The 11,743-nt window shown below is 35.8% G+C and carries 14 protein-coding genes and 1 riboswitch; of the genes, 8 read left to right on the top strand and 6 right to left on the bottom strand.

The window, feature by feature from the left end; genetic code table 11:
• Positions 1–26: 26 nt before the first annotated feature.
• The 4 genes from WH267_RS24020 to WH267_RS24005 form a co-directional block, all read right to left on the bottom strand.
• Positions 27–410: an acyl-CoA thioesterase gene (locus WH267_RS24020; protein ID WP_047098292.1), complete on the bottom strand. Its 384-nt coding sequence runs from the start codon at positions 408–410 to the stop codon at positions 27–29.
• Between the two features lie 116 nt (positions 411–526).
• A riboswitch (cobalamin riboswitch) is annotated at positions 527–706 on the bottom strand.
• Positions 707–741: 35 nt separating this feature from the next.
• A complete protein-coding gene (locus WH267_RS24015) occupies positions 742–1,539 on the bottom strand; it encodes a hypothetical protein (protein ID WP_340011502.1) in 798 nt (265 codons plus the stop codon).
• A gap of 270 nt (positions 1,540–1,809) precedes the next feature.
• Positions 1,810–2,472: a hypothetical protein gene (locus WH267_RS24010; protein WP_340011500.1), complete on the bottom strand. Its 663-nt coding sequence runs from the start codon at positions 2,470–2,472 to the stop codon at positions 1,810–1,812.
• A 138-nt stretch (positions 2,473–2,610) separates the two neighbouring features.
• Positions 2,611–4,758 carry an endonuclease MutS2 gene (locus WH267_RS24005; protein ID WP_340011499.1) on the bottom strand — a complete coding sequence of 716 codons (2,148 nt, stop codon included), beginning with the start codon at positions 4,756–4,758 and terminating at the stop codon, positions 2,611–2,613.
• Positions 4,759–4,820: 62 nt separating this feature from the next.
• Here WH267_RS24005 and WH267_RS24000 point away from each other — a divergent pair, with 62 nt between their 5' ends.
• The 4 genes from WH267_RS24000 to WH267_RS23985 all read left to right on the top strand — a co-directional run bounded on the left by WH267_RS24000 (position 4,821) and on the right by WH267_RS23985 (position 7,219).
• On the top strand, positions 4,821–5,171 hold the full coding sequence (locus WH267_RS24000; protein ID WP_340011497.1) for a hypothetical protein: 351 nt from the start codon (positions 4,821–4,823) through the stop codon (positions 5,169–5,171).
• A 9-nt stretch (positions 5,172–5,180) separates the two neighbouring features.
• Positions 5,181–5,795, top strand: coding sequence for a hypothetical protein (locus WH267_RS23995; protein ID WP_340011495.1), 615 nt, complete (start codon positions 5,181–5,183; stop codon positions 5,793–5,795).
• A gap of 16 nt (positions 5,796–5,811) precedes the next feature.
• Positions 5,812–6,318 (top strand): GNAT family N-acetyltransferase, encoded by a 507-nt coding sequence (locus WH267_RS23990; protein WP_340011493.1) that lies wholly within the window; start codon positions 5,812–5,814, stop codon positions 6,316–6,318.
• 259 nt (positions 6,319–6,577) lie between these two features.
• Positions 6,578–7,219 carry a uracil-DNA glycosylase gene (locus WH267_RS23985; protein WP_340011491.1) on the top strand — a complete coding sequence of 214 codons (642 nt, stop codon included), beginning with the start codon at positions 6,578–6,580 and terminating at the stop codon, positions 7,217–7,219.
• Here the strand turns inward: WH267_RS23985 and WH267_RS23980 are convergent.
• The gene (locus tag WH267_RS23980; RefSeq protein ID WP_340011490.1) at positions 7,206–7,703 is read right to left on the bottom strand and encodes a hypothetical protein; all 498 of its coding nucleotides are present in this window, start codon (positions 7,701–7,703) and stop codon (positions 7,206–7,208) included. The two genes, WH267_RS23985 and WH267_RS23980, sit on opposite strands and share 14 nt — an antisense overlap.
• A gap of 20 nt (positions 7,704–7,723) precedes the next feature.
• Positions 7,724–8,215 carry a DUF456 domain-containing protein gene (locus WH267_RS23975; RefSeq protein ID WP_340011488.1) on the bottom strand — a complete coding sequence of 164 codons (492 nt, stop codon included), beginning with the start codon at positions 8,213–8,215 and terminating at the stop codon, positions 7,724–7,726.
• Between the two features lie 176 nt (positions 8,216–8,391).
• On the opposite strand from WH267_RS23975, the gene WH267_RS23970 reads away from it, so the two are divergent.
• From WH267_RS23970 to WH267_RS23955, 4 genes are all read left to right on the top strand, one after another.
• Positions 8,392–9,660, top strand: a complete 1,269-nt coding sequence (locus WH267_RS23970; RefSeq protein ID WP_340011485.1) for a mechanosensitive ion channel family protein — start codon at positions 8,392–8,394, stop codon at positions 9,658–9,660.
• 154 nt (positions 9,661–9,814) lie between these two features.
• On the top strand, positions 9,815–10,534 hold the full coding sequence (locus tag WH267_RS23965; RefSeq protein WP_123318308.1) for a pyridoxine 5'-phosphate synthase: 720 nt from the start codon (positions 9,815–9,817) through the stop codon (positions 10,532–10,534).
• A gap of 19 nt (positions 10,535–10,553) precedes the next feature.
• A complete protein-coding gene (locus WH267_RS23960) occupies positions 10,554–11,333 on the top strand; it encodes an alpha/beta fold hydrolase (RefSeq protein ID WP_340011482.1) in 780 nt (259 codons plus the stop codon).
• Between the two features lie 114 nt (positions 11,334–11,447).
• Complete coding sequence (locus WH267_RS23955) at positions 11,448–11,666, top strand: microviridin/marinostatin family tricyclic proteinase inhibitor (protein ID WP_115973204.1); 219 nt, start codon at positions 11,448–11,450, stop codon at positions 11,664–11,666.
• Positions 11,667–11,743: the final 77 nt, after the last annotated feature.

The raw sequence follows: 11,743 nt of genomic DNA, 5'->3' as shown, positions 1-11,743 counted from the left end.
GCCAAAGGCCGCCCGAAAATTTTTATTTATAGTATCTGGATTGGTTTCTTGAATTCATCAATTGCTACAAAGGTGAAGTCACCCACAATTGCTTTTTCTCTTTCATAAGAATACATCTGCTCTGTATAGATTTCCACACTTACTTTCATACTGGTTTTTCCAACATATGAAACTTTTCCGATAAGCTCTACAATCGTTCCTGCGGGAATAGGTTTTTTAAAATCGATTTTATCACTGCTTACTGTTACCACTCTTTTTCTTGCGAAACGAGTCGCTGCAATAAAGGCTACTTCATCCATAAGCTGCATGGCAGTACCTCCGAAAAGGGTATCATAATGATTGGTTGTGTTAGGGAAAACCGCTTTAAAGATTCTGGTTTCGGCAGCTTCAATTCTTTCTTCTGTAGTCATATTTCATTATTAATTAAAGCGAAATGAAATAGTATCAAAACAACAGAATAATGACAGGAACGTTGGAAATCCCTGAAATAATCCATCAGATCAATAAAACTTCAGATCGCGAAAGTTTCTTGTTTAAGAAAGTGGCAGGTCTCCTGACTTGTAACATCTTTATCTCCTTCCCATGCCTCGCACAGTGGATCTTTTGATAAAGATTTCAGTTACTTACAGTTGCGCGACAGTCCGTGATTTTCACACGGTTCCCTTTTAATCTGCGGTGATGCAGAACCAGTTTCTATGATGAATAAGCGTTAAAACTTTTTCGGCTGCAAAATTAATGAATTTATTCCGGATTATGATAAATAATCTGGCTGATTACTCTTCCCTTTTTAATGGTCCACAGAGTAGTATACCTGTACTCTCCCGAACCATTGATCATATAAAGGAAAATGTTATCATTGTCCAGGGAAGTTACTCCTACATTGTTGAAGTCCATGGTAGGCTGAAACATATTTTTAATAGCTTCTCTCACGAAAACAGAACCTCTTCCGGGCTGCTGAAGTCTGATGGATTTGATTTCCGTCATCCCTTCAGGCAGGTCATTTCCGATACCCCAAGGTTTTACTTTATCAATAGTAAGAAGTTTTCCTTCAGCATCCTTTTCCTTTTTACGGTAACCGGCATTGGATGGGTAAACATCAATAACGACTTTGCTTCTTTGAGCAGTAGGAATTTTAGGATCAGAATTGTCTGTGAAGATTAGAGATCTTCCGTTTTTAGATTTGGACGGAGTATAAGCTGGAAGCTGATCGATAAAAGCAATACGCTCTTTATTTACCATTCCTTCTTTGTCAAGCGTTTCATAGCGTACAAACGGTTTCTCTTCGTCCTGCTTTTCCGGGTATTTGATCCAGATCCATTCTGTTTCTCCGGGAGCAGGTTTTACATAAACAAATACATCACCTTTACGCATACGGATCTTATCTACAATTTTTCTGTAGTTATCTTTATGTACACGTACATTAGCATAGCCTTCTTCAGCTTTTACAACACCAAAAGGAACTTTATTTTGCCCTTTAACGAAGGCCAAAGAGAAAATACTGAAAGCAGACAGGTACAATGCCTTGTTTACTGAAATCATCTTAACAAATTTTAGATTCCCAAATATATAAATTAAATGCTTTTTGGATGGGTAAAATAAAAATGTATTTATTGAAATTATCAATATCCTCTGAATAATTTATAAAATTCATCATCAGGAATATAATACTTGTCGTTCTCCAGTAACCATTCCAGAGATTGTTTACTGAGATTTAGTCTGTCATAGACTTTGGTTTTCAAATACTTTTTAAAAATACTGATCGATATATTGTGTACATATTAGAATAGTTTTTTATCTACAAATCTTGTACTAAAATTCTGAGCTCTGATTAGACGAGTCATAAATAGCTTTCGGATCATTTTTCAGGTAATAAGAAAAGACTCCGAAAAATAACATCAGGAACAGGAATAATGCTCCACATATATAAAAAGCTGTTCCAAAGCCATAACTAATGGTCATTTCACCTCCCAGTCCCATTCCTATTTGGTTGTTTCCCAATCCCTCCATCTTGGACTGGAAAGTCAGATAGAAGGCCAATAAAGAGATCAGCCCAACCAGAGAAATGGAAATATGATAAATATACTTTTTCTTAATACTTTTGATCAGGTGAATGACAATTCCTGCAATAGCAGCTAAAAATGCAATAATGATAAGCGGGCTCGGCGGAATATTTTCTTTGCCTTTTTTATCCTTCGAATCATTTAGAGGAGAATATTCACTATCAGTGTTTGATGATGTATCACTTGAATCATTTCCAAAAGCTGATCCAAAAGGAGAGTTCTGCTTAAGGTTTTCCTTCATACGTTCATTCATTGCCTGTTGGGAAACACCTGTTACCAGATCAGTTCCTTTAATAGACATTAAAGTGGTATCACCACATTTTATAAGGAAAAAAGGGAAGAAAAAACACAGAATGATTACAGTATAGCTCGGTATAGGAATAAGGTCTGAAAGTACTTTTAATGGTTTCATAAATTATTGTTTTGTTTAAAAGTAAGAAAATTATTATGAATACTATACGAAAGAAAAAGAGAGTATCTTCAGACACTCTCTTCCATTATTGTATTCAGTTAATTTTCAAATTCTGAAATTAATCCATTTGAAAATAGATTAGATTCTCTCCAATTCATCAGCATTAATCGTCGTTTTGAAGGTTCCATAGTTAACAATAACCTTATTTCTGGAAATTTTCTCAATGGTTCCTACGCTGGTACTTCCGGTGATGCGGACACGTTGGCCTTCTTTCATCCAGACTGCACGGTCACTCTTACGCTTTTCTTCCAGCTTCTCGTTCGTTTCAGCAATTTTTTCAATCACATCTTCCTTTTTAAGCTGTTGGGTGATCTTTCTTTTAACCACCTGAAGACGTTTGGTTTCATCTTTATCAGCACCAATCTTCCTGAACTTCTCCTGTTCAAGCAGTTTTACAAAATCCTTCACAACGTCTTTTCTGGATTTCCCTTTCGTATAGCTGTCGATGAAAGTTTCAATTTTGTTTCCAAACTGAAGCTTACGATGTTCCTCTTCATAAAGTTTCTGGAAATTGAACAGTTTCTGTTGCAGCTGTTCATTCAGTTTCTGAAGATTATCACGTTTGTCTTCTACAGACTCTTTTCTTTCGGCAAGATCAGATTTCAGTTTTTCAACCTCAAATTTCTCCTGCTGTAGCTTTACAATCGTTTTATCAAGATTCACAATATCATGCTCTACCTTTTTCTTGGCAGAATGAATGATAAATCTTGGGATTTTATTCTTCTCAGCAACTTCAAAAGTAAATGAACTTCCTGCCTGGCCAACCTCCAGCTTGTACATAGGCTCCAATGTTTCCTCATTGAAAAGCATTGCCGCATTCTGAGCATTCGGAAGCTGTTCTATAACAAGTTTGATATTCGTGTAATGCGTCGTAATGATTGCAAAACTCTTTTTATCATAGAAAAATTCCATGAAACTTTCAGCCAGCGCGCCTCCCAGTTCCGGATCAGAGCCTGTTCCGAACTCATCAATCAGTAAAAGCGTATTAGCATCAGCCTCACGAATGATTCCGGACATCTTCTTTAACCTTGATGAATACGTTGATAAATGGTTTTCAATAGATTGATTATCACCAATATCAGTCATGATCTTCTCAAAGAAAAACATCTCAGACTTCGGATGTACAGGAACTAGAATACCGCTCTGAATCATCAGTTGCAGTAATCCCACTGTTTTCAATGTAATTGATTTTCCACCGGCATTAGGTCCGGAAATACAGATAATTCTGTTGTGCTCCGTTAAAGCCAAGGTCTGGGAATGAATCGTTTTGTTCTCAACCTTATTTCTTAACCATAATAGAGGGTGGAAGGCTTCTCTTAATTTTAATGTTTTATGACGGTTGACCTTTGGAAGAACTCCGTTGATCAGGTCTGCAAACTTAGCTTTAGCCCTTACCAGGTCCAGATCAAATATATACATCTGATACCTCCACAGCTGAGGTTGGAATTCTGCCAGTTCTGCTGTCAGTTTTCTTAAAACCTTATCAATCTCTTTTTTCTCTTCCTCCTCGTTTTCACGAAGATTAAAGTAATGTTTTACTACGCTGTCCGGTTGAATATAAGTGATAGAACCGGTTTTTGAAATTCCCAGGGTTCTTCCCGGAACTCTTTTCTTAAAACCTGATTTTACCGCTAAAACCCTTTGATCATCAATAATAGTTTCCCGTATATCATCCAAAAAGTCACTTTGTCCGTAGGTGGTCAAAGCACGGTTGAAATTTTCCTGAATTGCTTTTTTAGCATGCTGGATTTCAGTTCTTATCCCTTTTAAGGCCGGAGAAGCCTCACTTTTTACCTCACCAAAACGGTTGAAGACCTTATCTACCTTATCGATGATCTCTTTTCTGAATTCCAGGATAGAAACCTCTTCCAGTAAAGTCGGAAATGTTTCCGGCATGGTAGGGAAGAACTTCTGTAATCTTCCGATCTGTTCCGTGATGGTTTTTATTTTGATGAAAGCACTGTTTTCCAGACGGTAATTCTCAATCAGCATCAGTTTCAGCTCACCTTCAATATCTTCATATTCATCAAACGGAATCGCATTTGAACTTTCAAAACTCGACAGATATTCTGACGTTTTTTTCAGTGAAAGTTCTGCCTCGTCAATTTCCATCGGACGAAGTTGAAGAATTTTTTCTCTTGTTTTCGGAGAATACGCAAATGGGGAGATTTCCGCGAGCAATTGCGGAAACTCTAATTCGTCTAAATCTTCTTTATCTATATACACAGTGCAAATTTAGTGAGAATTTTGATTATTACGTATATTTGAATGATTTACAAACTATATCCATGAAACAATTATTCTTTATCCTGCTTTTCCTTTCGGTAGGTATTCAGGCTCAGATTAAAAAAACTGACTCCGGGAAACGAAGTAATATTGAAAATAAAAAACGTTTTAAAAGCTATAAGAAAGCTGGAAATTATAGTATAAAAAGTTCTAAAGATGATCAGGTGAGGAGAATTATTAATCTCAGTCAGCAGACTGATAATTCTAAAAAAGAAATCGTAAAGAAAGATGATAACGGAGGATTAATAATTTATGAAGAAAGATCCTCGGTAAGATATAGAATGTATCTGTTTATTGGTTTAGATGCTGGTACGGATAGCTTTTTAAGAGATAATAAGTTTACACCATCTTAAAAATATATCATGAAAAACTTATTGTTTATTTCCCTTTTTCTATCTGCAGCGGTTCATTCACAGGTTAAAAAAATGGATATTGAAAAGTTTAGAAAACATATAGGTCTTACAGATAAAGAAAACATAACAAGCAACAGAACTTTTACCTATGAAAATGGGGGTAACGTTATTACTCTATGGCAACAAAGCAGCGGAGAGTATAGAGAAGATGTACAGAAAAAAAACAGTGTTTATACCACAACTTTTCTTTATAATCAATATACTTATGCTTTACAATACGAAGGTTTGTATTGTAAAGGTACACCTGTTGGAATTCATAAAAAATATTCAAAATATGGAAAGCTGATTGAGCAGACTGATCAGGATTTGGCATTAAGGGAAATAGGTGTTTTTACCAGAAAAGATATGGCTAAGATTATGAAAAGGGATTTTAATATCAACATTGAAAAAGAAGACGAGCTTTATATGATGAATGCTTTTGATAAAGATGGAAAGTATTTTTGGAGAATTGTGTGCAGGCCTCACCCTGAAAAAGGAGCTGATTTTGCCCCTGCCTTTGCTTATTTGTTTGATGCCCAGACAGGTAAGTTTTTAAGTAAGTCAGTCTTTGTAATAGAAGGATAAAATAACGAAAGAATAAATGAAACTGGAAACAGAGCGCCTGGTCTTAAAAGCTATCAATGAGGCTAATACTGAAGAGATCCTGCATATCAGGAGCAATGAGGTCATCAATCAATATGTAAAAAGGAATTCTCCAAAAACCAATTATGATGCCTTAGAATTTATCCTGCACATCAAAAGAAAAACTCAGAATAAAGAAATTATTTTCTGGGGAATCTCATATAAAGACAATCTCAGTCTTATCGGAACGATATGCCTGTGGAATTTTTCAGAAGACAGGAAGACCGCAGAAGTTGGATATGAATTACTGCCGGAGCATCACCGAAAAGGAATAATGTCTGAAGCTCTTCATGCTGTTTTGGATTATGGGTTTAATGAACTGCAGCTGGAGGAGGTTTTAGCTTTTACCAGCAGGTTCAATGAAAATTCTAAGCAGCTTCTTTTAAAACATCATTTCATTTTTGAAGAATATCAAAAAGATGAGCACCATCCCGACAATATTATTTTTAGCTTAAGAAGGTATTAGTAACCGGTGCCAGTAGTTTTTTCTATCTTAGCCTCAAACAGATTGATAGTACACACTATATATAAAATGAAATAAAGTCCTTAACTGGTTTGAGGGATACTTAAAATTGATTTTGTATCCTCAGAACTTTGGAACAGCTTTCTGTTAATCGCTTTATCCATTGTGTTATCCTTTTTTTTCTATATTTTAATTGAAAGAAAAGTCAAGATATTTAAAGTCTGACCTATGCTTTTATTTTATTATTAATTACTTTTGCATTATGACCTGGACAGAAATTTTAGCCCCGATAAAAAGTACAGAATACTTTACAACTCTTTGGGAAAAAGTAAAGAATGAATATGCAACTACCAAAGTTTTTCCTCCGAAAAATCAGATTTTCAGAGCATTGGAGTTAACACCATTTGATGATGTGGAGGTGGTTATCATTGGTCAGGATCCATACCATAACGATTATCAGGCTAACGGATTGTGTTTTTCTGTTTCAGAACAGGTAACTGCTCCGCCATCGCTTAAAAATGTTTTTATTGAATTAAAAGATGATCTTGGAGTCGTAAGAACTTCTAAAGAGCTGGATGACTGGGGGCAGCAAGGGGTTCTTTTACTGAATGCAACGCTGACAGTTCGTGCCCATTCACCCAATTCCCATAAAGATCTAGGTTGGGAAACCTTTACTAACTATATTATTAAGGAGATCTCTGATAAAAAAGAAAATGTGGTCTTCGTATTGTGGGGAGCTTTTGCACAGAAAAAAGCCGAACTTATTGATCCGGCTAAGCATTTTATATTGAAATCGGCACACCCGTCACCGTTTTCCGTTTATAGAGGTTTTTTCGGAAGCAAGCCTTTCTCAAAGATTAATGAATATCTTGTTTCCAAAGGAAAAAAGCCTATTTCCTGGTAGTATCAGAGGAAGCTCCGGCTTTTTTGATGCTGACTCCGATTTTATATTTTCCATTTAATTCTGTAGTCCCTCCTGATTTAGGATAGGGATTGACTTCCTGCAATGTGATAGTGTACCCATTGAAGTCAGCAGACTGATGATAGTTACGATTCGGGAAATCCATGCTGGCAAGATTTAAAAGAACAGGTCGGGTAGAAGTTCCCATCACTTCAACCTGAGCAAGAGCGGCTCCGGCCCATATACAGTTTACCCCTTCAGGACAGCGGCTATCCTCTGAGATCCCTTTGAAGGTAATATTCATCTGATATTCTTTCAGAAACTTATTTTCTCCTTCGTCCAGATAAATGATCCCGTTTTTCTGGTCGTTAGACGTTGTGTGGCTTGTCATTTCAGAGTTTTTTGAATCCGTTTTGGCTTTCTTTTGGGCATCACATCCTGTTAATGCAAAAATTCCCAGACTGAATAAGATGGCTTTATGGAACATGATTTCTTATTTTTTTTAGATTAAATAATATCAAACATATTAAGAAGTACTACCAAAAACATTGCCACACCCACTACAAAGCTGAATCCCGTACCATAAATAAACCCGATTAAGGCCCCTTTAGTGGATTGTAAAGCCTTGTTCATATCCTTGCTGTCATGAAGCATTTCACCGATAAATACTCCAGCAAACATTCCAATCAGGAAACCCAAAGGAATTGGAATGAATATTCCGACAATGGTTCCTATTACAGATCCGATACTTCCCCAGCGCGTTCCCCCATATTTTCTGTTGGTTCTTGCCGGAATCACATAGCTTAAAACAACAGAAGCTGCTGTGAGAATTCCAAAAGCCCAGACATAGATCATTGGAAGATCAGTATCCGTCCCGAATTTGTAGATCAGCAAGCCGCAGATGCTTAATAAAAGTCCTGGTAAAACGGGAAGAAATGTTCCCAATATGCCAACAAACAATAAAATAAGACAGAGAATATTAATGACAGTTGTATCCATTCTTTAAAATATAAACGAAGATATGAAACCTCAGTGATTCAACAAATATGCTGATGATGAAAATAGAAGAGTTTCCTGAATGATATAGAGGAAATTTATAACCCGTTTTAAAATTTGGGATGAAAATTGATTGTGAATAGTAACATCATCATTCTTAATTTTATAAATTTGCTGTAATGAAAGATGACCTACAGGAAACCAAGAACTATTTGCAGGAAATAAGCGAACAGTTATACCTATATATCACCCAGATCTCTCCATCCGGGCTGGATTGGATTATTCATATTATTGTAAAACTGGCTTTGCTGTGTGCGGTATTTTTAATTGTAGATTTTGTTTTTAAATTTGTTATCAATTTTATTTTCCGTCTTTTTCACAACGAAGAAAAATTTCCGGTACTTAAATCCATTTATCAGTCCAAAATTACCAATTCAGTAGCTCATTTTGCTGCTCTGACTGTTGTGGGTGGAATACAGGGATCTATTTTTCCGGAAGGAGCGTTACCCAAGACAACCATTTTCATCATACGATGTGTTAACTTAGGATTAGTAATGATTTTAGCCGGGATGCTGTACAGATCATTAACGGCATTCAGAAATTATTTCTCCATCAAACAGGATTTTTATAAGATCATGGCATTGAATGCGATCTCTGAAACTGTAAAAATTCTGGGAATCTTTGTCTTTTCTGTTGTGGGACTTTGTGTAGTATTCGGAATTAAAGGAACAACCATTGTTGGAAGTCTGGGAGCTATTACAGCTGTTTTGGTTCTCGTTTTCAGAGATACTATTCTGGGATTTGTAACCGGAATTCATGTGGCGACTTCCAAAAATATGAAAGTAGGTGACTGGATCAGTATTCCCAAATACAGTATAGAAGGAAATATTACGGAAATAAGTCTTCTGACAACCAAAATTACCAATTTTGACAAAACAGTTTCCACTATTCCTACTTATGATTTCCTGACCACGGAGATCAAAAACATGCAGGTCATGTCTGAATCCAATAACAGAAGGATCAAGAAATCTATTTATTTTAATATTAATTCATTCAAGTTTCTTACCGATGAGGATATTGAACGTTTAAAAGAAATTAATCTTATTGCTGATTATCTTGAACAAAAAAGAGTGGAAATCAGAAAAGAAAAGCAAAGTCTGAGCAATAATGATAAAACCATTAACGGAAGACAGCTTACCAATATAGGTGTTTTCAGATATTATGCACAGAAATATATAGAGAGTGATCCGGACGTTGAAAAAAATGCCACAAGAATGGTTCGTCAGTTAGAAATTACTCCGCAGGGGCTTCCTCTTGAAGTGTACTGTTTTGCGAATGATTCTAAATGGGAACATTTCGAACAGATTCAGGCTGATATTTTTGACCATTTATTGGTAGCATCCAAAGAGTTTGAACTTCAGGTAATGCAGGTAAGTGTTAAAGTATAGAACAGAAAGCAGAGAATGTATCTCTTTCTCAAAAAATAAATTCAATTTTAAATGATAAAGAAATTAGAACGCAAAAAGAAGTACAAAGCTGGATAAACTTCCAGCCCCAATCTTCCATCTTCTAACTTTCCCTATCTAACATCTAAATAAAAAAATGACAAAACTAAGCGTAAACATCAATAAGATTGCGACATTAAGAAATGCAAGAGGAGGTGAAACACCAAGTGTGACGGAAGCTGCTATAAAGATTCAGGAATTCGGAGGTCAGGGAATTACGATTCACCCAAGGCCGGATGAGAGGCACATTACAAGAAAAGATGTCTATGATCTGAAACCATTGGTGACGACTGAGTTTAATATCGAAGGAAATCCACATCAGTCTTTTATTGATATGGTATTGGATGTGAAACCAGAGCAGGTAACTCTGGTTCCGGATGCAGATGATGCTATTACCTCCAATGCAGGTTGGGATACTAAAAAACACCTGGATTACCTTACAGAGATCATTACTGAATTTAAAAATGCGGGAATCCGTACCTCTATCTTTCTTGATCCTTTGCCTGAGCTGGTAGAATCTGCTGCAAAGACTGGTGCAGACAGAATTGAGCTGTATACGGAAGCTTATGCAAAACATTATCTGTCTAATAAAGAACAGGCTATTAAACCTTATTATGATACGGCAGTTGCAGCTACGGAATTCGGTTTAGGAATCAATGCCGGCCACGATCTTAGTTTGGAAAACCTGAAATATTTTTCAGATAATATTCCAAATCTTTTAGAAGTATCTATCGGGCATGCTTTGGTTTCTGAGGCACTTTATATGGGATTGGAAAATACAGTTCAGTCTTATTTGAAAAGATTGGCGAAATGGTAATCTGTTATTTTTAAAAAATATGGAAATCTTAAATTCAAAAATATTTGGCGAAGGTTTAACTACTACGCCGCTTTTAGTATTCCACGGGCTGTTTGGAATGCTTGATAACTGGGGAAGCTTCGGGAAAGACCTTGGAGAATATCTCCCCGTACATCTTATTGATCTCAGAAATCACGGAAGAAGTTTTCATTCTGACGATATGTCTCACGATGATCTGGCAGATGATATTGCCAGTTATATGGATCATTACGGAATTCAGAAAGCTCATGTTTTAGGCCATTCTCTTGGAGGGAAAGCTGTGATGCAATTTGCCATCAAATATCCTGAAAAAGTAGAGAAACTGATCGTAGTGGATATTTCACCAAAAGCTTATCCGCCACACCATCAGGGAATCATCAAAGCTCTGGAAACGGTAGATTTTAATACCGTAAATTCAAGAAATGATGTGGAAGCTGTTTTGACTCAGTATATTCCGGAAAGATCAACGATACAGTTTTTAACAAAGAACCTGTATTGGGATGATAATAAAAAACTGAACTGGAGGTTCAATCTTAAAACATTATCTGAAAAATATAATGAATTTGTATCTAATGCAGTGAAATTCGGTGTTTTTGAAGGAGAATCCTTATTCATAGCAGGAGAAAAATCCAATTATATTTTACCTCAGGATGAATATGGAATAAAGCAGCAATTTCCAAAAGCTAAAATCGTAACCGTAAAAAATGCTGGGCATTGGGTTCAGGCAGAAAATCCTGTTGATTTTGCAAATGTTGTTAAAGAATTTCTTGGTATTGGTTAAAAATATTCTTTAAATTTTGATGATGTGTTAAAATTATCTTAAAATATTAATTTATTTCCCTGTAAGTTGAAAAATTTGTATATTCGATTATCAAATAAATAAAAATATTAACTTATGGAAAACAAAAAATCAAAAAAGAAGCCATTTTTCGCATCATTCCTTGAAAAACAACTTAAAGATCCGGAAACAGTAACAGGAGGATCCATTATTACAATTCCGGAAAGAGATGCTGTTACACTACCTACTTTAGACGGTGCAACTTCTAAGCTGAGCGATATGGATCATACAATGAAATATCCTTCTGATGGTGATGATGATACTATTTTACTATAAAATAACGGTTTTACAGTAAGTAACATATTAACAAAATTGTAACAAAAGGGGGAACTTAAAATGTTAAGTTTCCCCTT

The organism is Chryseobacterium sp. MYb328 (assembly GCF_037572595.1).
Taxonomy (GTDB): Bacteria; Bacteroidota; Bacteroidia; order Flavobacteriales; family Weeksellaceae; genus Chryseobacterium; species Chryseobacterium pennae.
Note: the sequence above shows the minus strand (reverse complement) of the source record. Positions and strands in the feature narration are given on the sequence as shown.

Coding starts and splice junctions, on each gene's coding strand:
- WH267_RS24020 (WP_047098292.1), bottom strand. CDS start 410: ATGACTACAGAAGAAAGAATTGAAGCTGCCGAAACCAGAATCTTTAAA.
- WH267_RS24015 (WP_340011502.1), bottom strand. CDS start 1,539: ATGATTTCAGTAAACAAGGCATTGTACCTGTCTGCTTTCAGTATTTTC.
- WH267_RS24010 (WP_340011500.1), bottom strand. CDS start 2,472: ATGAAACCATTAAAAGTACTTTCAGACCTTATTCCTATACCGAGCTAT.
- WH267_RS24000 (WP_340011497.1), top strand. CDS start 4,821: ATGAAACAATTATTCTTTATCCTGCTTTTCCTTTCGGTAGGTATTCAG.
- WH267_RS23995 (WP_340011495.1), top strand. CDS start 5,181: ATGAAAAACTTATTGTTTATTTCCCTTTTTCTATCTGCAGCGGTTCAT.
- WH267_RS23990 (WP_340011493.1), top strand. CDS start 5,812: ATGAAACTGGAAACAGAGCGCCTGGTCTTAAAAGCTATCAATGAGGCT.
- WH267_RS23985 (WP_340011491.1), top strand. CDS start 6,578: ATGACCTGGACAGAAATTTTAGCCCCGATAAAAAGTACAGAATACTTT.
- WH267_RS23980 (WP_340011490.1), bottom strand. CDS start 7,703: ATGTTCCATAAAGCCATCTTATTCAGTCTGGGAATTTTTGCATTAACA.
- WH267_RS23975 (WP_340011488.1), bottom strand. CDS start 8,215: ATGGATACAACTGTCATTAATATTCTCTGTCTTATTTTATTGTTTGTT.
- WH267_RS23970 (WP_340011485.1), top strand. CDS start 8,392: ATGAAAGATGACCTACAGGAAACCAAGAACTATTTGCAGGAAATAAGC.
- WH267_RS23965 (WP_123318308.1), top strand. CDS start 9,815: ATGACAAAACTAAGCGTAAACATCAATAAGATTGCGACATTAAGAAAT.
- WH267_RS23960 (WP_340011482.1), top strand. CDS start 10,554: ATGGAAATCTTAAATTCAAAAATATTTGGCGAAGGTTTAACTACTACG.
- WH267_RS23955 (WP_115973204.1), top strand. CDS start 11,448: ATGGAAAACAAAAAATCAAAAAAGAAGCCATTTTTCGCATCATTCCTT.